The sequence below is a fragment of the Spiroplasma endosymbiont of Thecophora atra genome, from assembly GCF_964019735.1.
In the GTDB taxonomy this organism is placed as follows: Bacteria; Bacillota_I; Bacilli_A; order Mycoplasmatales; family VBWQ01; genus Spiroplasma_E; species Spiroplasma_E ixodetis_A.
Genome location: NZ_OZ026464.1, coordinates 1479345 through 1503494, shown reverse-complemented (window position 1 = coordinate 1503494; position 24150 = coordinate 1479345). Strand labels below are relative to the sequence as shown.

Below are 24150 nucleotides of genomic sequence, written 5' to 3'. Positions count from 1 at the left end.
TTTATATTTCTAAGTTAATATAAGAAATATTTTCATTATATTTATCAAATAAATTAATATTTTGTAGGTTTATTTCTTGTTTATCGGTAATTAAAATTAAATCATAGTTACCAGCACCAAAAATACCACTTATTTCAATCCGATTTAAATTATTAATTGGATTTTCAATTAGTAATTCAAATTCATTAACATTTTCAATTTTAGAAATTTCTTTATAAAATTCTAATTTAGAAAATAATTGTGATTTATTTGAACCATATAAATTTAAAGCATTTTCAATTTTATTATTATGAATAATTAATTTTGTAAAATATTTTCCATATTCACCATTAGCTAATGTTCAATCAGCAGGAATTAATGAAGGTATATTATTACTTTCTAATTCATTTGTTATTGATAATCAATTAAATTGATTATCATCTAATTTAAATAATTCATTTTGACTAATATCATTATTTTTTAGTTTAATGTTATTAACATCAGTAAAATCAAAATATACAGATTTTAATATTACTTTTATATCCTTATACTGTCAAATATCATTTTCACTAGGTTGTATTGGACTTGATTGTAATTCAAAATAATATGGCAATAAAATTTTATTATCATCATTTAATCCTTTATTTATTGATAATGATGAATAAATATATTTTGATAACATAGTAAATATTTGTTTAAATATTTTAACTTGTGATAAATTAACATAATTTGGATAATCTAACTCTCATTGCCTAAATAAGTTGGTAATTACTTCATCGGGTTTTTGACCTTCAAATTTTTTTCTTAATTCTGCTATTTTATTTTTTGGTTTACCTTTATCATCATAATCTGCACCTTCGAAATTTCTATTATAGTTATATGTATAACTTAACATATCTAATAATAATTTTTGTAAACTATCAATTGTTGGTGCATCTTTTATTTCAATTTCTATACTTTTAAATCTATTATTGGTTGCAAGATAAACATATCATCCCTCATTATTAAAAGATAAAACTTTTTTATCTTCTAAATGTATTTCATGTTTTAATGGTCAATTACCATTTCAAATACCACCCATTTCTCAACCTAATCAAGTATCAGTTACTCTTGCATTATTAATTACTTCTTTTCTTGTTTCTTTACCCCCACTAATAGCAATTAAATCTAAAACTGATTTTTCTTGCCCAATAAATTGTTTTGCTAAATTTCAAGGTAAAATTTGTTCACTAAATCATTGTTGTAATATTCTAACTTTTGGTTGAGTTTCAATAGGCATTGATAACAGTGGAAATGCTATCTTATCTTTAATAAATAACTTTGGGTATACTTCCATATTGTCAACTTCACCAAGTACCTTTATATTGCCAAAAATCATGCTTCTAGGGGCTTTAATTTTTAAACCAGTAACTTTTGTATCTTTATCTAATGGTTTTTGTAATTTAATTATGATTGGATAACCATCTCTTGTTTTAAAATCTTTAATTTTAATAATAGTTATACTTTTAGTACTTCTTGTTTTTGGATTTTGATAAGGTTGTGAATAATTATTAATAATATATAAATTATCAATATTATTTTCAGTTAAGGGTTCATTAATAGATACAGCATATAACTTAAATTGATTTAATAAATTTATTTCTTGAAAAATTAAATTTTTAATATCAGTCATACTATATTCAATTGTATTATCATTAATATTAGTACTTGCTCTTTGATTTAATTGCATAGTAAAGTCTGATGTTTCAACAGCAGTAGTTTTTAATACTTTCTCAATATCAATAAAACCAATTTTAATAGTATTTGCTGAAAATCTTAAACTATTATTTTCATTATTTTTAAATAAACGTTCAATTTCATAAATATAAATTGTTCTTTTTTTAAATTCATCATATGCTCTATTAATATCAGGGTCACTAGTAGCTCTCATCATATTAGTAAAGTCATAAGGAATATTATCAATTAAATAATCATTTTCTAATTCTGCTTGATTAAGTTTAGTTTGTTTCTGTGGAAATTTCGTTTGTGGTTTGTTGTTGTTTTCCATTGTTCTCTCCTATTAATTGGTTATTTTCGGGGTTAAATAATTTTAATTTAACAGTTAAATTATTAATTTCTTGTTCATCATTAATATTAAATGTTTTACTACTTAATAAGTCTTTATCTAAACGTACTAATATTTGAATAAATTTAAGAATATCAATATTAAATTGTCATAACTTTTGTTCAATATAATTAATAGTTGAAATATTTACAGCTGTACTTTCTGGAACTGATTGTTGTGCTGATTTCTTTTGACTTGGTATATGAATACCACAACGTTTAAATATTTCATTAACATTTCAATCGTATATATCAGTTAAATTTTTACCTTTAAAATTACTATTTGTCATATTAATATTTTCATTTTGTTCATTATTATCTCCACCACTTTTAAATATGTAATTTTTAGTAACCAAAGTTCTTACTGCGTCTTCTATTAAAGATTGAACATTGCCATAAGTTTGACTAAATATAAATTTAGGTGAATTTAAAATGGTATCTAAAACAATTTGTTCATAAATAACATCTAATGCTTTAATTTTATCCATTACTTTATTACAATCTGCTAGCTCATTTGCTTTATTTCTCATAATTGCTATTGGTATATAGTTAATATTTAGTGTTTGTTCTTGTGCTAAATTAGGATTATTAATATATAATTTAAAATCTAATGGAAATTGTTTTTTATTATCACTAATACTATAAATTGCACGATTAATTGTTACTTCTTCATTGTTTAATGTATAAACTTCAAATAGTCTTACTGTTTGTGCATTTTGTTCATAGTTATCATAAAAAATAGTACATTGAATTAATTTACCAGTAATATCATAAACTCTTTGTTGAATATCTACTACTTGAAAATATAAGTCATCATTAGCAATATAAATTAAATAACCACTAATTCCTAATTTACTTAATTTAAAAATAGAATTTCAATTTTTTCTGTAAAATTCTTGTTGAATTAAGTATTGTTTAATAGTTTCATTATTTATTTCTAATGGAGCATTATATAAATTAGCATTATTTTCTGCCACAAAATCAGTAAAATATGTCTCATGATTAAAATCATTAAAACCAAAATAATTTAAAATTGAAGCATGCGTATTTTTGTGTTTATTAGTTAAAAATTTTACTTTTTCATTTTGATTATCACTAGTATTTGTTTTATCTCTTCTAAAAAATCTACCTAACATAATATTTACCACCTTTCTTTAAAATATTTGATTAATTTTTAATATAATTTTGACAATAATAAATATAATTAAGCCAGCAGTTGCAGATGATAGAATTACTCCAATTAAACCTAAAATAATTTTTATAATTTTAAAAAACATAATATTATTCCTGTAATTCTTCTAATTTTTTAAAAATATAATCTCTACCCATACCCCACATTATTCTATTATTATAAATATTAATTTCAGTATCCGCATTAACATTATTATTTGATATTCATAAACTACTTTTTAAAACATTTGTATCTAATTGATAATAAAAATTAATTATTTGTCAACTATAATTTTTATTATTTTCTTTACTAGTATAATCACCAAAACTATAATATATTCTATAATGTGTTTTATCTTTAAATATATATTCTATATGTGTAATATTATTTTTATCTACTACGACTTTACCTACTTCTTTTCAATTTGAACCACTTGGACTGGGTTGTAGTTGTTTTTCTAATATTTCATTAATGGCTTGTAATAATTTTTTATTTTGAGTTTTTAATAATTTATATTCATTATTTTCTAATAAATCTTTACAAAGTAATGAATTTTCTTCATCATTTAATGCAATTTCATTTGTTTCAGTATTATATTTAAAATAATCATTTGAAAATTTTTTATCTTTTATTTTTTCTTTTAATTCATTAATAGCACCGGCAATAGTTTTATCAGTAGTTTCTAAATTAGGAATTTCTGCACTAATAGCATTTATTTGAAATGCAATAGGAAATTGTGATTTTACATCTTCTAATTTTTTATCTACTTCTTCTTTTTTATAATAATCAGATAAATTAGGAATTTTATTATTGATTTCATTAATTGCAGGAACGATTTGTTTAGAAACTGTTTGTAAAGCATCATCATTGATATTTTGCTTTTTATCTAATAAATTATTAGTTTCTAGTTTTGTGTAATAATCATGTTCAGTACTTTCTTCTGTTATAAATTCAGTTGGTGTATCTATTCCTTGATATTGATATATTTCTTCTATATCACCAATTAAATTAATTTTTCCACGTTCAGGATAGGAATTACCACCACCCCTAAATTTTTTATTTCTATTGTCATAGTAAATCGTTCCGGTATTTAAAATTCTTTTATTTTGGATTTGTTCACTATACGTCATGGAATCAACATTTAGCAATTCAAATTCATTAAAAACATTATTTAAATAAATTTTAATTACTTTATAAAATTTCATAAAGTTTTTTTCTGTTAAATATTGATAACTGATTTTAATAAAATATCATTTAAATATTTCTATATTATTATTTTCAATTTTTTTTCATAAAGGACTAGTTTCAATATTAAATCAATTATTTTTAACATCATTAATATTTTCATTTGCTTTAATTAATTCAGTATTTAATTTGGTAATTTCATTTTCATAGTAGTAATTCGTTTTTGTTGTTTAGCAGAAAAATCACAAGTTGGTGCATGTGTATAATCACCAATTTGTGGATTATTTTGTAATGCTTCGGGGGGTAATGTACCAATTTCATCAGGTCAATCTAAAATCATTGTTTCAGTTTCTTTATCATAATCAGTTGCAACATAACCTTTATTAATAAATTTACTAACAGGACCTCTATATATTTCATTTTCATTATCATCAACTAAATCATCATATAATTTAATTTGTTTTAATAATGTAAATTCTTTTTGTTGTTCAATTAATTCATCAACTTGATTTCTAGTATAAAATGCTTTTAAGTCAATTTTTTCAACATCTATTTCATCATCATTATAACTTGAAAATATTTGTTTTAATTCTGTTAGTCTTGCCCATATTTTCATTCTACTAGGTGCTAAATCTCAAACATTAATTGTAGGAATACTACTTGCACTAAATTGATTACCATTATTAAATTGAATAGTAGCATCAACATTAAATTCAATTGGTGTACGATTAAATACTCAATGTTCTACCATTACATAAACCATATCTCTTAATGTTTCTCTAATTAATTCATCTTTAAAACTATCAAAAGGAAATTTAGATAAAATAAAATTAAGATAAGCATTAATATCATTTTGAGCACGAATAGCAAATGTTTTAAATCAATCATTAGCATTTGGTCATGTTTGTATATATTGCTGTGGCGTTTCTGTAATTTTTCCAGTTAATGGATATCAGTTATTATAATTTTCAAGACTGACATCAGTTCAAAGTTTATTAATCATAATTTATCATTCCTTAAAAAATGCTTGTTTATAATGATGAGTATGTTTTTTTGTTTTTTTATGTGTTATATGTTCAATTTCTTTTTGTATTTTATTTTTACCTTTTTTTAAATTTTTCTTACTTTTTGTTACAACTTGACTATATGCAAATTTTTCTAAATGATGTAATAATCCAGTACCAAATAAAGTATTAACACTAAATTTTAAACCAACATTTTTAAATGATTTGTTAATATTTTCAATAGGATTATTAATAATATTTACTACTTTATGATAAGTTCTAATAGTTCTAAATATTTCTCTATATACTTTAAAACTATCTCTAATTACTTGTTGTACCACTGGTGGAGCAAATGCTATTGCTTTTAATCATTTATTATGATTAACACCATAACCAATGTATCAACCACTATATCAACGATATCAATGGAATGGATGTATTTGAGTAACAAAAGTTTTTGCTTTAAGAATACTATCAACAACTGTAATTGGTTTATATTTAGGATTGCGATGATAAATAGTAATTGCACATTTATTTAATGACAAAGGTTGAATTTTACAACCCATAAATACTGGTGAATTTAATGGAATTAATTGTGCGTGTTTAATTGCTCTTTTTTCTGCACTAGTAAATAAGTTAGTTGCTTTTTCTTTTAATTTCTGAATTTTTTCAAATACTTGTTTTTCTAACTTTTCAAATTTTTCTTGTAATTTATATATACTTTCTAGTATTTTTTCAAAATATGGTGTATCTTTTCAAAATTTATTTAAACCTTTTTTTAAATAAAATCTAATATCAAAATATTTAAAAGTTTGATTTGCTTTTAAAACAAGTTGATGAATAACATTATTTTTAAAATTAAATTTAATAGCATTAGCACGAATTTTTTGTAAATCTAAAATTAAAGTTTTTCCATATCTATTTTCTGTATGTATTGTATGAACTAAATTTAATCAATCATGTTGATTCATTTTTAATACTTCTTTTAAATCAGTATTAAATTTTAAAAAGTTATTTGCTTTTTCAATATCTTTAATTTTAAATTTAGGAGTTAATTGTGGACTTAGTTTTATTAATGTATTTTGTAATAATAAGTAATCTTTTAACTCTTGTGCTTCTAATTTTTGAAAATTATTTTTATATTGTCTTTCAGCAACATAACCTAAATCTCGTAATACTGTTTCACGATTAGGAGTAAAACTATAATTCATTAAATAACGTTTATTACCAATAATTTTATCTGTTAAAATTTCTTTTCCACTTACTTGACTAATAATTTCTTGTAAATTTTTTGCTTTTTTAATTCCCACTTGTTCTAATGTTTTAGTTTTTTGTGCTAGTTTAATAAATTTACTTGTACGATAACCACGACTAATTTTATTAAGTCCAGCAAATGCAGGAAGTATATTAAAGAAAGTATTTAATTTTGTTACATTTCCTTTTAAATAATCATAAACTTGATTAATAGTAAAATCAGTTAAAAACTCTACACCAACAGCACTAATACTAGCAACTAAATCACTTGCACCTAATCCAAGTGTAAAACTTTCACTTAATCCACCAGTAAAAGGAGCAAGTGCTACTGCTATAACTTGTACACCAATCATTTCTAAAATTTCTCATCAAAAACTTTTGTTTTCTTGTTGGTTACTTGTTCTAGTATGTTTTGGTTTATTTATGTTTAAAAGTATTGCTGTACTAGTTGTACCGATTGGCATAATATTAATTTCCTTTATTTAAGAGTTATTTTAATTGGATTTGTTGTTCCTTTATAATTTAAGTCATTAACATTAGCAGTAATGGTTATATATAAGTCACCTGCTTTTTGTTTTTGATTACTTACATTAGTTTTTCCTTGTGCATCACTAAAATATTTAATAGTTGGATTTGTTAAATTTGGATTTAATGATTTAAGTTCATTAGTACTTTTTATTTGTGTATTTAATTCACTATTATTGTTATTAACATTTGCAGTAATATCAGTTGTTAAACTTGTAATTTTAGTTTTTAAATCAGTTTTTTCTGTTTTAATAACTCCACATAACATTCAACGTGATGTTGTTTCATTATTAGAAATATATGGTATTGCTTCTCCAACAACTTCACCAGCAACTTTATATGCTCTTCCTGCTTTATCATCTTTAATAAAATCTACATAAATAACTGTATTTTCTATCATATATCTTTTCATCGCTCTTGGTGTTGCTAAAATAAAGGTCATTAATTGTTGTTCATTTTTATCATTAGTAAAAATCATATAATCATCAAGAACGATTTCACATAATACACCTTTTACATATAAATTATTTCCATTTAAACGTAATTGTTGTGCCAACTGATTATCGGTAATTAAACCTTTATTATCTGCTAAATAAACTAAACTATCATAAAGACCATTAGTAATAAAAAATTTACTATTTGCAATGTTTCTAAATTGAAACAAAGTATTTCAAGCAGATAACATTGATTTTAAATAGCCTACTGGTGTTGTATCTTCAATATCGATTTTAGTAGCAAATTTTGCAATTGCTTGTGTATCATCAATTGCCAATTTATCTGCTAAATCATTTGCAACTTCATATTGCATACTATCTAATAAATTTTTTCCATTATTTGCTTTTAAATCTACATCTGCAATAATTTCTCCTGCAAGATATTTTTTAGTTATTTTTTTACTAATTTTATCTGTATCAACATATGGTAATTCATATCTTTTACTTTTATCATCTCAAGCAATAATTTTTACTTCTGGTTTTTTTGGTTTTTTAACAATAAACTCAATATTTACTGAGTCAACAATTTCAGTAGGGAAAAAGTTTGCTCATGGACTATTTGAAATTTGCTGAGTTATACTTGTAAGTGCAAGTAAATAAAATTGCAAAAAATTCTCATATAAAAATTTCATAATGCTAAATTTAGTTTAGAAAAAAGTAAGGAGTTTTTATATGAGTTATAAACATCTTGGCATAGATGAAAGGATTTATATTGAGAATCAATTGAAATTTAAATTTAAAATTAGTGAAATAGCTAAAAATCTTAATCGAAGTATTAGTACTATTATTCGAGAAATTAATAGAAATAAAGATAATAATCATTATTTTTCATTAATTGCACAAAATAAAGCTGAAAATCGAAAACAATCACATATTAGTTTTCATAAGTTTAAAAATAAGAATTTAGTAAAATATGTACAACAAAAATTACTATTAGGTTGATCACCTGAACAAATTTATGGCAGAATTAAAAATTTTCATAAAGAGTGAGTTATTAGTTTTAAAACAATTTATACTTGAATTTATTTTGGAATGCTTGATAAAGTTACTAGTAAAAATTTAAGAAGAAAAGGTAAAAAACGAAAATCTAAAGAAAATCGTGGCAAGTTTAATGGTAAATCAATTAAAGAACGAGATATAAATGTTAATGATCGTATAACACTTGGTCATTGAGAAGGAGATACTATAGTATCATCACGAGGTAAAAGCAAATCATGTTTAATAACTTTAGTTGAAAGAGTATCACGATTTACTTTAGCAATATTAGTTAAAAACAGAACTACTAAAGTTATTAATAAAAATGTTAGTTATTATTTATCAATTCTTCCTAAAAACATTGTTAAAACTATTACTTTTGATCGTGGCAAAGAATTTTCAAATTGACAACAACTTGAAAAAAATTTAGATATAAAAATTTATTTTGCCAATCCATATTCACCTTGACAAAGAGGTACTAATGAAAATACTAATGGTTTAATTAGAGAAAAATTTCCTAAAAAATTTATTTTTTCAAAAACTAATAAAAATGAAGTTCATAAATTTATATTGTCTTTAAACCAAAGACCAAGAAAAATACTAAATTATCTTTCACCAATCGAATATTTGGATAGAAAAATAATTTAGTTGCACTTACCTTTACAATTTAGTATTTTAAAAAATTCTATAAATTCTGGCGCTTCTACTAATCTCTCTGTATTGTCTAAATTTTGATTAAATGGTACTGACATTTTATTTCTTCCTTTCGTTTATAAATAATTTTTCTTTTTATAATTAATTAAAAAATTTTCTTTATCATTTGTTTTATTATTAATAATTATTTGTTTATTTCCACCTGTATTAATTGTTTCTTTAAATACTGGTTGTTCTTTAATCATTTTTTTAATAGTTTCTTCAATTTTTGAATTTTCTAAATTATTAGTTTTAAATTTTAAATAATCATAAAATTCAGTTTTAACTTGATATTTTTTAAATATATTAATTATTTCTTTTTCTTTAATTTCTTGATTAAGTTTATTTAACTTATTTTCTGCTTCATTAACTTTATTTTCTATTTCTTGTTGAACATTATTTTCAGTTAAAGGTTCAGTTGTTTGTTGAACATTATCTTTATTTTCTAACATTTAACATTCTCCTAATCTTATCCCAATAATCAATCTTTAACTAATTGTGGTATTTCACTTATTAATTTTTTATAATCATTAACTGCATTTTCTAATGTATCAATATCAGAAAATTTAAAACAATTATCAATATGTAAATCAAAATCTCTATCAATACTAATATCTTGTTTTCTATATTTTTCATTAAATTCAATTTTTGTCATATGCTAAATTGTAAAGGTAAGTGCAACTAAATTATTTTTCTATCCAAATATTCGATTGGTGAAAGATAATTTAGTATTTTTCTTGGTCTTTGGTTTAAAGACAATATAAATTTATGAACTTCATTTTTATTAGTTTTTGAAAAAATAAATTTTTTAGGAAATTTTTCTCTAATTAAACCATTAGTATTTTCATTAGTACCTCTTTGTCAAGGTGAATATGGATTGGCAAAATAAATTTTTATATCTAAATTTTTTTCAAGTTGTTGTCAATTTGAAAATTCTTTGCCACGATCAAAAGTAATAGTTTTAACAATGTTTTTAGGAAGAATTGATAAATAATAACTAACATTTTTATTAATAACTTTAGTAGTTCTGTTTTTAACTAATATTGCTAAAGTAAATCGTGATACTCTTTCAACTAAAGTTATTAAACATGATTTGCTTTTACTTCGTGATGATACTATAGTATCTCCTTCTCAATGACCAAGTGTTATACGATCATTAACATTTATATCTCGTTCTTTAATTGATTTACCATTAAACTTGCCACGATTTTCTTTAGATTTTCGTTTTTTACCTTTTCTTCTTAAATTTTTACTAGTAACTTTATCAAGCATTCCAAAATAAATTCAAGTATAAATTGTTTTAAAACTAATAACTCACTCTTTATGAAAATTTTTAATTCTGCCATAAATTTGTTCAGGTGATCAACCTAATAGTAATTTTTGTTGTACATATTTTACTAAATTCTTATTTTTAAACTTATGAAAACTAATATGTGATTGTTTTCGATTTTCAGCTTTATTTTGTGCAATTAATGAAAAATAATGATTATTATCTTTATTTCTATTAATTTCTCGAATAATAGTACTAATACTTCGATTAAGATTTTTAGCTATTTCACTAATTTTAAATTTAAATTTCAATTGATTCTCAATATAAATCCTTTCATCTATGCCAAGATGTTTATAACTCATATAAAAACTCCTTACTTTTTTCTAAACTAAATTTAGCATTATGAAATTTTTATATGAGAATTTTTTGCAATTTTATTTACTTGCACTTACAAGTATAACTCAGCATTTAAATATATATTTTTTAAAATACGTCGAATATAAATTTAAGGGTAAAAGAGAATTTAATTTTTCTATCATCATTTTTAAATGGTAATATTGGAAAGAATTTATTTATCTAGTAATTCATCTTCCTACTTTTTTGGGAACCTCCCAAATAAAAATGTAATATTTTAATTTATGAAAGGAAAATATATATGAAAACTTTAGTAACATTATTAGGAACGATTGGTTTAGCATTTACAAATGCAAATAATTTTTTAAATATGCTGAGTTATACTTGTAAGTGCAAGTAAATAAAATTGCAAAAAATTCTCATATAAAAATTTCATAATGCTAAATTTAGTTTAGAAAAAAGTAAGGAGTTTTTATATGAGTTATAAACATCTTGGCATAGATGAAAGGATTTATATTGAGAATCAATTGAAATTTAAATTTAAAATTAGTGAAATAGCTAAAAATCTTAATCGAAGTATTAGTACTATTATTCGAGAAATTAATAGAAATAAAGATAATAATCATTATTTTTCATTAATTGCACAAAATAAAGCTGAAAATCGAAAACAATCACATATTAGTTTTCATAAGTTTAAAAATAAGAATTTAGTAAAATATGTACAACAAAAATTACTATTAGGTTGATCACCTGAACAAATTTATGGCAGAATTAAAAATTTTCATAAAGAGTGAGTTATTAGTTTTAAAACAATTTATACTTGAATTTATTTTGGAATGCTTGATAAAGTTACTAGTAAAAATTTAAGAAGAAAAGGTAAAAAACGAAAATCTAAAGAAAATCGTGGCAAGTTTAATGGTAAATCAATTAAAGAACGAGATATAAATGTTAATGATCGTATAACACTTGGTCATTGAGAAGGAGATACTATAGTATCATCACGAAGTAAAAGCAAATCATGTTTAATAACTTTAGTTGAAAGAGTATCACGATTTACTTTAGCAATATTAGTTAAAAACAGAACTACTAAAGTTATTAATAAAAATGTTAGTTATTATTTATCAATTCTTCCTAAAAACATTGTTAAAACTATTACTTTTGATCGTGGCAAAGAATTTTCAAATTGACAACAACTTGAAAAAAATTTAGATATAAAAATTTATTTTGCCAATCCATATTCACCTTGACAAAGAGGTACTAATGAAAATACTAATGGTTTAATTAGAGAAAAATTTCCTAAAAAATTTATTTTTTCAAAAACTAATAAAAATGAAGTTCATAAATTTATATTGTCTTTAAACCAAAGACCAAGAAAAATACTAAATTATCTTTCACCAATCGAATATTTGGATAGAAAAATAATTTAGTTGCACTTACCTTTACAATTTAGCATATAAATAATAGTCCAAAAGAAGTTAAAGAAATAACTTATGAATTTAGTGAAAATAAAAAAGATATTGTTCATAGTTATAAAACATCATCAATATCAAATCCAGCTTATGAAAGTTGAGATTTTGTAGTTTCTACAGGTTTAAAATCTTTTCAAAAACCAAAATCTATTAGAATATTAGAATGATTTTTAAATAATGGTTCAGATAAAATAGATTGAGGTTCAGATCATTATGATGTATTTTCTGTTCCTTTAAAAATAATGGGAAAAGAAATTAATAAAATTAATGAGGGAAAAATTACAGATGAAGAAGTAGCATATAATAGAATGAATTTTTCATTTAAAGAATCGTATCAAGATTTTTTAGCAACTGCTGAAGTTGTTAGAGGTATAACTACTGCATTATTTTTTGATAATCTTGATTGACACATTCAATTTTTATTTCCTGCAAAATTAACATTCGATATGTCATTTTCTAATGTATATTTAACTAGAAGTTTAGGGTATGGATTGAAATTTGCAATAGATTATTAATTAAATATTTAAAATAAAGTTATAATATAAAATTATTAAAGCAGATTGTAATTCAAAGTCTTACACTTCAAATTACAATCTGCTTTTAGTTAGAAAAAAAGTTTTTATATTATTTATTTTTTATAAGCAATGGCTAATATTTTTATAATATTCTTTTAAAGATTTTTTTTAAAAAAATAATAATATTAACTTGTTAAATTATTAATCTAGCTGAAAAAGTAGTAGTTTATAATATTATTATCAATTGGTAGTATTTTAAGTTTGTGTTTTTTATTTATAGTAATAATAATAAACTAATATATATGTTTTAAAGACAATTACATTATAAAAATATACAATTTGATTTTTATGTTTTAATAAATTATTTACTTTAATTTTCTTTTGAATCTGATTTTTAAACAAAATATTTATTTTGTGCATTAGATTATCTTTCTCCCATAAGTAGTATAATAATATTATAACATTTTATATTAAAATTTTATATAAAGTAAAAAAAGGAGTAGTCAAAAAATGATAAATAATAATTTTATTAAAATAGGTTTAATAATTGGAATGATTATGTCAATAATATTACTTATTAGTTGTATTATTTATGGAATATTTACATTTTTTAATTATTTTTCATTAGTTATTATTTTAATAATTATTTATGGACTATTTCAGGTGATTCCCTTTTTACTTTGTTTAAATAATTATTTTATTGAAGAAAAATGATTATTTTTAACAGGTTTATTTAGTTTAACAACATTTGTTATTCCTGGAGTTTTAATTTTAATTGGTTATTTTGTTAGACAAAAGAAATTAATAAAACTTATTAATAATAATTAATTTGTAAAAAAAATAAATATTATTTTATTTTTAGGTTATTATTTTATATAATTTTCCTTTATTAATATTGCTTCATGTTTCTCTATATAATAGACTTCTTGTGGATAGTTATTTATTAAAATTTAATGATTAAAATTAAAAAAGATAGGAAATCTATGATATTTGATAAATTAAAAACTATTAAAAATACAAGATTATTAAGATTAACTAGTATAAATAATATTAATTTTAATAAAATTCTAGGAATTTTAAAAACAGAAGAATTAAAAAAGTTTATTAATTAAAATATTTTATGGAAAAATTTATAAATAAGTTGGTAATTTTTTAATAAAAAAATCATTTAATAATTCTCAATTTCACCCTCGTCCAGATTGCGGCGTTAATAATCATTCAGCAAAGGCTTCGGCAAAAAATTCACCTTTTTTATAGGGTTTCGCTTGGCTTCAAAATATACGACCATAATTACTTTGCACAATAATCATTGGGAATACTAATCTTTTTTGATAATCACTATTACTAATATTAACTTTATCATTTAAGTAATCCATTAATAATTGACTACAATCAGAAATTGGCGTCTTCATCACGTGATTTTGTGCTCTTCAAACAGATGAATAATCATTATTAATTTTAAAAATATTTTTATTAAGTAAACAATTTTCGATTTTATTATTTTTAGGTCAATTTCAATTGTTATTAAACGTACTACGTTCATCATCCGTTAATGATAAAAAATTATCGAAAGCATGACCATATTGATGAGTACTAACACTAATTATGTTATTAGTTGCTCATCAACCCGCTTGATAGTTTGCGCTAATTTCTTTAGTATTAACAAAATCTGGATCATAAATTTGACGTTGACTATTAATTAGATAAGAATATTGATTATAAGCAACGACGTTTTTATTTGATATTGGTGCTTGAGTAACACTTTGCATTAAACGTAAAATATTATTTTTACCATATACTCCTGCCATAATATTATAAAAACGTAATTGTTCTTTTTTTGTTGTTTCAGTAGCAAGTTGACTTAAACCAACATCTTTATATAATTTTTCTCAATCAACATTACTGTTTTGAGTTCCTAGTCGTGTATTAGTTAAATCATGTGCTAATTGATTAAAATCAAGAAAAGGTAATGGTTTACTAGCATTATCATAAAAACTATTAAATTCATTATTTGCCATTTGACTAGCTGGGTTTTTAATTTTTCGTTCATTCTCTTTAATAAAACTAGTCATTTCTGATGATCAACGATAACGTAATAAACCAAGATAATAATCACGATTATAATTAACTTGGCAACTTCAAACAATAATTCAAGCAAGTAAACCAGTAACCAATAAAACTATGAAAATTATAAAAAATTTACGATATTTTTTCATAAAATCTCCTTTTAAAAAAATTATTATTAATAATTTCAATTCCTTATTTAAATTAATAATCATAGAAAGAAAAAAATGTACCTTCTAGAAATTTTATATTTTTGTTTGCTTTTTTTGAAATTGATAACTAAATCATTACCATTATTTTTTCATTTCATTTTGAATAGTAATTTATTATTTATATAAGTAAAAAATGCACTTCTATAAATTTTAAAAGTGCATTTTATTTAAACTTATTTTTTATCCTAAATCTTCATCTTTTGTTAGAATTTCGCGGTTAGGATTTTGTTCAACTATTAATTGTTTGTAAATTGTATCACGATATTTTACACAACCATCAATAACATTATCTAAAGGATTTTGAGCAACACGTACTTCAAAGATATCTCCCTCATATTTTTGACGAATTGGTTTTGTACCTTTTTCAACTTTAACTTCGATGAAATATTCCTTAGCCAATTCTTCTTTAATAAATTCATCAATTTTTTTAATATAAGCTCCACCACCACAAATTGTGATTCCCTTACCTTTTTTCTTTAAGTCACTAACACTACCAGCAGCTTTTTCCCCAGAAGTTCTTAGTACTCTACGAATTGATGGAATAACATGTTCTCTAAATTGAACTTGCATTACATTTTCACGAATTTCTTCTGGTGTAATTTCAATAGTTTTAGAAATTGACATTGTTTCTCCTGGCTGAGAGTCTAATCTAGGTAATGAAACACCTGAAATAGTATATGGTTTTTCATCTTGATATTTCATAAGTGAACCGATGTTCTTTTTAACATCTTCTGCTTCTTTAGTACCAATTTTTAAAGCATGCTTTTTAGCTATGTATTCTTGAATTTTTTGTGTTAAATAGTCTCCAGCACAATGTGTTGTATATGAATATAGGATTGAATCGTTGCTAAGTACGGCAATATCAGTACTTCCCCCACCAATATCAACACACATAATTGCAGTTCCAAAAATATCTTGGCCTGAACCTAATGCTGCCATTTTAACTTCTTCTTGAACAAATCCACGAAGTGCTCCTAAACGATGAACTATATTTTCTAATGCTTCTCTTTGTACTGAATTAATTTCACTTGGTGTTGCCATTAAAACAATTAAATTACGGTTTTTATCAGCTTGTTTTGAATCTTTAATTTCAAGTCTAAAATCTTGAAAAATTTTAGCAAGGATACGTTGTAAAGCATCTGGATCAGCAATATTACCATCACGAACTGGACGCTTAATAACAACATTTTCATTTGTTTTATCAATTAAAGCTTTAGCTTCTTCACCATAAAGAATAATATTTTTTTCATAGTCTTCAGCAAGATAAGTTGGAGCATCATATGTAAGTCCAATGTTAACATACCTTGCTTTAAAGTTTTCTGTTCCAACATCTAAAGCTAATCATTGGTAGTCATTAATAGACTTAATATTACTTTTTTTATTTAAGTTTTCTTTGGGTTTTTTATCAAATAATCCCATTTTTTTTCCTCCTTCTACACACCTGGAATTTTAATTACTTGGTCTAATGAATCCTTTTTCATATACATCTTGTTTATGAGTTTCATAGGCTTGAGTTCCTCTAATTACACACTCTCTTGGATTATTAGCAGATACCACATGTTCTAAATTTAGTCGTTTTTTTAGATAAGTTGTAATATTTTCAAGCAAAGCACCTCCACCAGTGATAGTTAAACCGTCTTTCATAATCATTTCTGAAAAGGCAGGTCCAGCTTTATCAATAATGTCACTACATAGTGCAACAATTGGTTCAAAGGCTTCAGTAACTACTCTAGCTACTTCTTGCTTAGGAACTGTAATTTGTTCAGGTTTTTTAGTTTTAGTACTTTTTCCATGGATAGTAATTTTATTTTCACTATCTTTTTCACCATCTATTCAAATACCAGCACTAATTTTTGTTTTTTCAGCCTCCATTGAGCTAAGAGATATATAGTGCATTTTTTCAAAATGTTCTTTAATACTACGTTCAATAGCATTTCCAGCAATTGGAATTGAATCTTGAACAATAACTTCTCCACTTGATAAAATGGCACAGTCAGAAGTTCCACCACCAATATCAAGAATAAATACTCCTGAAGCATCTCAAAGTGCTTCCCCACCACCAATAGCTGCCAATTTTACTTCAGGAACAATAACAACTTTTTCAGCTTTCATTACGCTTTCATTACTTGCATTATATCTATTGGGAAATTTATCACTATAAATTGGAATTTTAGCTATTTTTTTTCCTTGTAGAATTTCACGTAAAACAGTTCTATCTAATTTATAAACCTTAGATGGAATAGCTACAAGTGCTACTGAATTTTCTCAAATTTTTTCAGCTTTCACATCAATAATTTGTGTAAAAATTTCAGTTAATAAAGCAATCAAAGCATTATTGTCACTAATAACGCCATTAGCCATTGGTTCTCTGAAAATTTTATTCGCTGGAGTTTTTTCTTTCATTAATAAAGCGGCTTCACCAATGAATACTTCTCCGTTTTCTGTATCAAATACAATTGCTGATGGTTGACTATAAACAACCCTTCCATTAACTCTGACAATTAAATTTCTTGTTCCTAAATCTAGAGAAACAATATTAACGTCTTGGTTATTGTGTCCGTCATTAGTAACCTCTATTTTTGTTGCCATATAAAAATCATCTCCTTTTCCCACTCAAATTAATATTTATTTATTAAGTTGATATATGTTAATATTACCACATGTAGATTTGCTAGTAGTAAATTTAGCATATATGATTAGTTGGCTAACTATTTAGTTAATTATTACTAGTATATAATTAACTAAAAATGTGAATTGGAGAATAATAATGGAAAATCCAAAAAAAATATTGAAAAAATACGACTTACATGCAGTTAAAAAGTTTGGACAAAACTTTTTAATTAATAATAATATAATTGATAAAATTGTTAAAACTAGTAATTTTAAAGATGAAGATGGCATTGTTGAAATTGGAGCGGGCATTGGTCATTTAACTAATAAATTACTCAGCACTGCGCAAAAAGTTGTGACAATTGAAATTGACAAAAAATTAATTCCTGTTTTAGAAAAAGAGTTAAATGAATACAAAAATTTAAAAATTATAAATGATGATTTTTTAAATTTAGATTTAAAAAAAATCATTAATGAAGAATTTGCAATAAATCAAAAAATTCATGTAATTGCAAATTTGCCTTATTATATTATTTCACAAATTGTTTTAAAATTATTAGAAAATATTGAATTATTTGATTCATTTACATTAATGATGCAAAAAGAAGTTGCACAAAGATTTTGTGCTAAACCTAAAACTAAAGTATATAATAATCTTTCTGTTATGTGTCAATTTTATTGTGATGTTAAAATTATTTTTGATGTTAGTCCTAATAATTTTACTCCGATACCTAATGTTACAAGTAGTGTTGTTTATTTTAAAGTAAATCCTAAATTTCAACTTGATGAACCACAATTATTTTGAAAATTTGTAAGAAGTTGTTTTGTTAATAAGAGAAAAACATTAGTTAACAATTTGGGTATTTATTTAAATAGCAAAGAAAAAGCCGTTAATTTAATTAACGACTTATCTTGATCATTAACAATAAGATCTGAAGAATTAACATTTTCAATGTTTTACCAGTTATTTACTATTATTAATAATAAATACCTTTCAGAATAATTATTAAAATTAATGATATTAGAATGTGGATAATAAGTATATAAAACACCTCAGCAATAATCCTTGTTTATTAATAAACATATTTTTAAATATTTATTATCCGTTAACTATTATAATGATTTTATTTTTTTTTGCAAAAGATATAACTTTTTATTAATTATTTTTAATTAATAGTCTTTAAATTTAATATACTTAAATTGTAATAAACATTGTATAATGAAATTATAATTATAATTTTTAGAAACATGTAAAGGAGGATTTAATGAATAATGTAGAAAACATTGTAGTTTTTGGTTTAAGTGCTAGTCAAAAATTTACACAAGAAGTTTGTAAAAAACTTAATATTGAACCTGGAAAAGCAGAAATTAGTCGTTTTGCTGATGGTGAATTTAACATTCAATCTATAACATCAGTACGAGGGAAAGTGGTATATATTATCCAATCAACTTCGCCGCCAACTAATGATAATTTAATGGAATTATTAATTTTTGTTGATGCTTTAGTTCGTGCATCTGCTGCTAAAATTCATGTAGTAATTCCTTATTTTGGTTATGCTCGTCAAGATCGAAAACAAGGTGGTAGACAACCTATTACTTGTAAACTTGTTGCAAATTTATTAACTGTTGCGGGTGTTGATCGTGTTATTACTGTTGATTTACATTCACCACAAGAACAAGGATTTTTTGATGTTCCTGTTGATGATTTACGAGCAACTCAAGATTTAGCATCTTATTTAATTGAAGAAAATTTAAGTAATTTAGTTGTTGTATCTCCAGATCATGGTGGTGTTACTCGTGCTCGAAGATTAGGTAATTATTTAAGTGTACCTTTGGCAATTATTGATAAAAGAAGAACAACTCCTAATCAAAGTCAAGTTAAGTTTGTATTAGGAGATGTTAAAGAAAAGAATGCTATTATTATTGATGATATGATTGATACAGGTGGTACTATTATTAATGCAGCAAAAGCTATTAAAGAACATGGTGCAAAATCAGTTTATATTTTAGCTACTCATGGTATTTTTAGTGGTCAAGCTTCAAAAAAATTGAAACAAGCTGTTATTGATGGAATTATTAAGGAAGTTGTTATTACTAATACTATTGAAATTTCTGAGGAAAAAAAGTTTAATGGTTTAAAAATTATTTCAATTGCTGATTTTATTGCAAAAATGATTGATGCTTCAATTAATAATAAATCATTAACAAAAGTTTATGATGATAAAACAAATGAATTAATAAAAAAAATTAATAATAAAAATAGTAAAAAATAATAAAGAGGAAATTTAAAATAGATGAAATTAGTTATTGGATTAGGAAACCCAGGTAAAGAGTATGAATTGACACGTCATAATATTGGTTTTATTATTATTGATATGATTTGTGAAACATTACAATTAAAAATTAATCAAACTAAATTTAATGGTCAATATGTTAAAACTGTTGTTAATGGCACTGATGTTATTTTTTTAAAACCATTAACTTTTATGAACTTATCAGGTTTTTGTGTTTCAAATTTTATGAATTATTTTAAAATTAAAATTGAAAATGTGTTAATTATTCACGATGAAGTTGATTTAAATTTTGGTCAATTTCAATACAAACAAAAATTTAGTGCTGCTGGTCATAATGGAATTAAAAGTATTTTTAATCAAATTGGTAGTAAAGATTTTCAAAGATTAAGAATTGGTGTTGGTAAAAATCCTAATTTTAACACGGCTGATTGAGTTTTGAGTAAGTTTAGTAATGATGAGTTAAAGAATATAAAAGATCATAAACAATTTTTTGTAGAAAGCATTAGTAGTTGAATTACTGATAGTAAATTTGAAAATATTATGAATAAATATAATAAAAAATAATTAATATATTATAAAAATATTGGGAGCGTACCGATGTTGTCAATAATATTCAAATTTGTCTTAAAATTATAAAGTTAGACGAGAATAATTTTGACTTCAATATGCAATTGTATGTTAATCTTAACACTTGAAAAATATTAGTCAACAATAATACTTACTTTTATAACACAAAAATTCTTATTAAAGCATCTTTAATAAGTTTTATTTTATTTTTGGTTTTTTAAAATCTTTAATTTTAATTTATAATAACTGGATGGCAGTATTTATTTGATAGCATTTAAAATTAACCATTTTTGTATACATATCAATGTTATAAGTTCTATCACCAATCATATGCTTTAAAATTTGTTTAATATTAGTTTCAGTAAAGCAACCAATATTTTCAACTAGTGCTTGGTTTAATACACCATCTTTTGCATTAATAAAATAACCAACTTTTAATTTTTTATATTGCAAAGTTAATGATTGTAAAAAATCAATTAATTCATAATATTGACCTTTTTCAAATAAAGTTATTGCATTTTGATAGTGTAATTTAGCAATTTTATTTTTTCTTCTTCCAGCCATTATACCAAGAAATAAAACATGAAAAGCATGGAATTTATCTAAAATAAATTTAGTATTTAAAATTGTAGCAGTTTTTCTAATTCATTTTGCACTATCACCACAAACTATTAAATTTGCTTGGTCAAAGTTTTCAAAATATAAATTACCATATTTTTGAATAAATTTAGCTGTTTTTTCTGCACCAATTTCTGTTTTTGATACTCTTATTTTACATACAGCTCTTTTATTAATTAATTTTCCATTTTTCTTTTTACCAGTACAAAATACTAATAATCTCATAGAACATTTTTTACAATTTTTAGTATTGTGTTTTTCATTAAACTTAAATTTTCTATGCCCATCATCAATATTTATATATAAAGTTTGATTTGGTTGCAATAGTATTTTAGGGATATTTGCTTTTGGTAATTCAAATTTTTGATATGTTCTACAAACTGTACTATTACTTATTAAATCTTCAATAAAAGTATCACAAACATCACGATATTTTTTATCATCAGCAAAATATTTTAAAATTTGTTTAATAACATCTGGTGCTAATTTACTATACTTTTTAACACCAAGATAGTTATCTAGCAATGAAACAAATTCCTTTTTTTGTGTTTTTGGGTTATAATGTATACAAATACGTCGTTTATAATTTAATAAACCTTTTTTTGTTTTTAATTTTCTTTTTCTAAATCTATATGATTTATATTCAGATTTATCACATATACTTCATAAATAATCATCTATTTTTGCAAATAATTCTTCTGTTTGTTGTAAATTTAATTCATCTTGATTAAAATAGTGTTTGTCTCAATCAAAATGATTAGGAAATGGTAATTTTATCATTTTTAATTTTCCTTTCTTTTAAATAATTTAATTTTAACTTATATATGTTAATAAGGAGTAAATATGGCTTTTATCACTAGTTATGCACAATTAAATAAAAAATATAATCTTAATTTTAGTGATAATAATTATGGTTTTAGTTGAGATATTTTTAAACAATTTGTTGGTGATGAATGAGCAGAATATTTTACTACTAATTGTTTTTATCGTTTTATTCCAACTGCACGGGGAACAAGAAAAACTTGAAATTGTTTAGCATTTGATTTATTTATATGTTGTAATTTTAGTGATAGTAGTGTTCAAGAAGTAAGAAGATATGAAAATACTCATAGTGAAACTACAATTGGTGCTTTAATGAATGTTTGTCAAGTTTTATTAGATAAATATAATATTAATTTATTACCTAATAATCCACATGGTATTAAATGAAAAATAACTAAGGATGGTGGATGTATTATTTTTCCTAATAATCAACAAATTGACTTTATTGGTTATGCTAATGGTAATAAAATTTTTGGAAAAGAAGCAGGTGGGTCAAGTTTTTTAGGTTCAAGAACAGATGAAATTATTATGGCAGAAGAAAAAGAAACACTAACAGAAAAACAATTAACATATCGATATGAACGTTTACAAAACTCTATGTTTAGAAGTAATCGTATTAAAGTATCAAAAGAACCTATTAAAGAATGAAGTTGAACGTTTATTGATAAAAATATATATAGTCCTAATTTTGGAAAAAAGATTACTCGCTATTTTTATAAAAGTTTTTTTATTACTTTTACATGTAATCCTTATGATAAATACCATCCATTTTATTTAAAATACTGTACGCCATTTTTACCATTAAATGATAAAGTGATGGAAAATCTTAAAAAAGTTGGCAAAATTTATTATGAAAATCAAGATATGTTTAGTGGTTTAGGTTTATTTGTTTTAAGATTTACTATTCAACCGTTTTGAAATAAATTACCAGATATTCAAAAAAGAACATTATTAGAAATGAAAAAAAGTAATCCTGATGAATTTAATACTGTTTTTTATGGTTTTGAATTTTTAGATAGTGATGCAACAATTTTTCCATTTCAAAAAACTGTAAAATATTGACAATCATATGACTTAAAACAATTTTATAATCAAGAAAAAGAAATGTATAAATTTGATTTTTATAGTGTTGGTATTGATTGAGCTACGGGACCAAAAGACCATACTGTATTTATGGTAGTTGGTTTTAAAGAATATAATAATACTGGTTATTATGATGCTTATATTATTTGTGAATTAGTAGTTACTCCAAATGATTTTATTAATGAAAATGAAAAAATTAATGCTTATGTTAATGAAATTTTAGGATTAATGGATAATTTTGAAAATTTTGAACAAGCAATTTATTTTTATGATGATAAAGCACGAACTGCCATGGATTGATTAAATCAAAAATTAATAGATGAACAAAATACAATTTTAATAACACAAACTGCTATTAAACATGCTTCAAATTTAAATCAAGAAGCCGGATTAACTAATAGAGTAGTTTGAATGAGAAATATTATGAGTTATGGAAACTTTTATGCAAATAAAAATGATTTACCAAAAACTACTCAATGTTTAGAAGAATTACGTTATGATGAAACAAAAACTAACATTCCTGACAGAAATATGTATCAAGACCCATATGATGCATTATTTTATGTACTATATCCATATAAAAATGTAATTAGGGGTAAAAATAATGCTACTGTGAAAAAAAGTATCTTCACATTTGCTATATAATAAATAATTTCAATATTATTAATAGTATAGGTCTCACAAAATAAACGCTTTTAATTTAGGCGTTATTTTGTATTTAAAAGCATACTTGTAAAAATAATCAAAAATAGTACAATTTATAAGTAAAATCAAGGAAAAAAGGAGTAATTTAATATGAAAACATGAATAAAAACAAATTTAAGTAAAATAACATTAGTATTAGCATTAACTGGTGCTACAACTGGAACAATTGGATTAATCATGGGGG

Annotated in this window: 23 protein-coding genes; 9 read left to right on the top strand and 14 right to left on the bottom strand. The window is 23.1% G+C overall.

The window, feature by feature from the left end; genetic code table 4:
- Position 1 precedes the first annotated feature (1 nt).
- The 7 genes from AACL05_RS08635 to AACL05_RS08605 all read right to left on the bottom strand — a co-directional run bounded on the left by AACL05_RS08635 (position 2) and on the right by AACL05_RS08605 (position 8347).
- Positions 2 to 2026: a hypothetical protein gene (locus AACL05_RS08635; RefSeq protein WP_338986020.1), complete on the bottom strand. Its 2025-nt coding sequence runs from the start codon at positions 2024 to 2026 to the stop codon at positions 2 to 4.
- Positions 1977 to 3218 carry a hypothetical protein gene (locus AACL05_RS08630; RefSeq protein WP_338986019.1) on the bottom strand — a complete coding sequence of 414 codons (1242 nt, stop codon included), beginning with the start codon at positions 3216 to 3218 and terminating at the stop codon, positions 1977 to 1979. The genes AACL05_RS08635 and AACL05_RS08630 overlap by 50 nt, the downstream gene beginning before the upstream one ends.
- Positions 3219 to 3236: 18 nt before the next feature.
- On the bottom strand, positions 3237 to 3359 hold the full coding sequence (locus tag AACL05_RS08625) for a hypothetical protein (protein ID WP_255495924.1): 123 nt from the start codon (positions 3357 to 3359) through the stop codon (positions 3237 to 3239).
- A gap of 4 nt (positions 3360 to 3363) precedes the next feature.
- Complete coding sequence (locus AACL05_RS08620) at positions 3364 to 4458, bottom strand: hypothetical protein (RefSeq protein WP_338986017.1); 1095 nt, start codon at positions 4456 to 4458, stop codon at positions 3364 to 3366.
- 164 nt (positions 4459 to 4622) lie between these two features.
- Positions 4623 to 5441, bottom strand: a complete 819-nt coding sequence (locus AACL05_RS08615; protein ID WP_338986015.1) for a hypothetical protein — start codon at positions 5439 to 5441, stop codon at positions 4623 to 4625.
- 3 nt (positions 5442 to 5444) lie between these two features.
- The gene (locus AACL05_RS08610; RefSeq protein ID WP_338961511.1) at positions 5445 to 7160 is read right to left on the bottom strand and encodes a hypothetical protein; all 1716 of its coding nucleotides are present in this window, start codon (positions 7158 to 7160) and stop codon (positions 5445 to 5447) included.
- Positions 7161 to 7174: 14 nt separating this feature from the next.
- Complete coding sequence (locus AACL05_RS08605) at positions 7175 to 8347, bottom strand: hypothetical protein (protein WP_338986012.1); 1173 nt, start codon at positions 8345 to 8347, stop codon at positions 7175 to 7177.
- Positions 8348 to 8387: 40 nt separating this feature from the next.
- Here AACL05_RS08605 and AACL05_RS08600 point away from each other — a divergent pair, with 40 nt between their 5' ends.
- The gene (locus AACL05_RS08600) at positions 8388 to 9338 is read left to right on the top strand and encodes an IS30 family transposase (RefSeq protein ID WP_338960236.1); all 951 of its coding nucleotides are present in this window, start codon (positions 8388 to 8390) and stop codon (positions 9336 to 9338) included.
- A gap of 122 nt (positions 9339 to 9460) precedes the next feature.
- Here the strand turns inward: AACL05_RS08600 and AACL05_RS08595 are convergent, their stop codons facing one another.
- From AACL05_RS08595 to AACL05_RS08585, 3 genes are read right to left on the bottom strand one after another with little or no spacing between them, the layout of a single operon-like run.
- Positions 9461 to 9835 (bottom strand): hypothetical protein, encoded by a 375-nt coding sequence (locus AACL05_RS08595; RefSeq protein ID WP_338961707.1) that lies wholly within the window; start codon positions 9833 to 9835, stop codon positions 9461 to 9463.
- A gap of 17 nt (positions 9836 to 9852) precedes the next feature.
- Positions 9853 to 10038: a hypothetical protein gene (locus AACL05_RS08590; protein WP_338961501.1), complete on the bottom strand. Its 186-nt coding sequence runs from the start codon at positions 10036 to 10038 to the stop codon at positions 9853 to 9855.
- Positions 10039 to 10064: 26 nt separating this feature from the next.
- Positions 10065 to 11015, bottom strand: coding sequence for an IS30 family transposase (locus AACL05_RS08585; RefSeq protein WP_338986009.1), 951 nt, complete (start codon positions 11013 to 11015; stop codon positions 10065 to 10067).
- Between the two features lie 468 nt (positions 11016 to 11483).
- Between AACL05_RS08585 and AACL05_RS08580 the strand changes: the two genes are divergently transcribed.
- The 4 genes from AACL05_RS08580 (at position 11484) to AACL05_RS08565 (ending at position 14103) form a co-directional block, all read left to right on the top strand.
- A complete protein-coding gene (locus AACL05_RS08580; protein ID WP_338986009.1) occupies positions 11484 to 12434 on the top strand; it encodes an IS30 family transposase in 951 nt (316 codons plus the stop codon).
- 284 nt (positions 12435 to 12718) lie between these two features.
- Positions 12719 to 12991 (top strand): hypothetical protein, encoded by a 273-nt coding sequence (locus tag AACL05_RS08575; protein ID WP_338986008.1) that lies wholly within the window; start codon positions 12719 to 12721, stop codon positions 12989 to 12991.
- Positions 12992 to 13501: 510 nt separating this feature from the next.
- Positions 13502 to 13819: a hypothetical protein gene (locus AACL05_RS08570; protein WP_338961468.1), complete on the top strand. Its 318-nt coding sequence runs from the start codon at positions 13502 to 13504 to the stop codon at positions 13817 to 13819.
- A gap of 155 nt (positions 13820 to 13974) precedes the next feature.
- A complete protein-coding gene (locus AACL05_RS08565) occupies positions 13975 to 14103 on the top strand; it encodes a hypothetical protein (RefSeq protein ID WP_338958431.1) in 129 nt (42 codons plus the stop codon).
- A gap of 18 nt (positions 14104 to 14121) precedes the next feature.
- Here the strand turns inward: AACL05_RS08565 and AACL05_RS08560 are convergent, their stop codons facing one another.
- The 3 genes from AACL05_RS08560 to AACL05_RS08550 form a co-directional block, all read right to left on the bottom strand.
- A complete protein-coding gene (locus AACL05_RS08560; protein WP_338961464.1) occupies positions 14122 to 15207 on the bottom strand; it encodes a hypothetical protein in 1086 nt (361 codons plus the stop codon).
- A gap of 240 nt (positions 15208 to 15447) precedes the next feature.
- Positions 15448 to 16686 carry a rod shape-determining protein gene (locus AACL05_RS08555; RefSeq protein ID WP_338961463.1) on the bottom strand — a complete coding sequence of 413 codons (1239 nt, stop codon included), beginning with the start codon at positions 16684 to 16686 and terminating at the stop codon, positions 15448 to 15450.
- 30 nt (positions 16687 to 16716) lie between these two features.
- Positions 16717 to 17856: a rod shape-determining protein gene (locus AACL05_RS08550; RefSeq protein WP_338961461.1), complete on the bottom strand. Its 1140-nt coding sequence runs from the start codon at positions 17854 to 17856 to the stop codon at positions 16717 to 16719.
- Positions 17857 to 18034: 178 nt separating this feature from the next.
- Between AACL05_RS08550 and rsmA the strand changes: the two genes are divergently transcribed.
- From rsmA to pth, 3 genes are all read left to right on the top strand, one after another.
- Positions 18035 to 18880, top strand: a complete 846-nt coding sequence (rsmA, locus tag AACL05_RS08545) for a 16S rRNA (adenine(1518)-N(6)/adenine(1519)-N(6))-dimethyltransferase RsmA (RefSeq protein WP_338961458.1) — start codon at positions 18035 to 18037, stop codon at positions 18878 to 18880.
- 262 nt (positions 18881 to 19142) lie between these two features.
- Positions 19143 to 20150, top strand: a complete 1008-nt coding sequence (locus AACL05_RS08540; protein ID WP_338961456.1) for a ribose-phosphate pyrophosphokinase — start codon at positions 19143 to 19145, stop codon at positions 20148 to 20150.
- A 21-nt stretch (positions 20151 to 20171) separates the two neighbouring features.
- Positions 20172 to 20735, top strand: coding sequence for an aminoacyl-tRNA hydrolase (gene pth, locus AACL05_RS08535; RefSeq protein WP_338961453.1), 564 nt, complete (start codon positions 20172 to 20174; stop codon positions 20733 to 20735).
- A gap of 240 nt (positions 20736 to 20975) precedes the next feature.
- Here pth and AACL05_RS08530 read toward each other — a convergent pair whose 3' ends face one another.
- The gene (locus tag AACL05_RS08530; protein ID WP_338986007.1) at positions 20976 to 22136 is read right to left on the bottom strand and encodes an Mbov_0401 family ICE element transposase-like protein; all 1161 of its coding nucleotides are present in this window, start codon (positions 22134 to 22136) and stop codon (positions 20976 to 20978) included.
- Positions 22137 to 22199: 63 nt separating this feature from the next.
- Between AACL05_RS08530 and AACL05_RS08525 the strand changes: the two genes are divergently transcribed.
- Complete coding sequence (locus tag AACL05_RS08525; RefSeq protein ID WP_338986006.1) at positions 22200 to 23906, top strand: hypothetical protein; 1707 nt, start codon at positions 22200 to 22202, stop codon at positions 23904 to 23906.
- Positions 23907 to 24150: the final 244 nt, after the last annotated feature.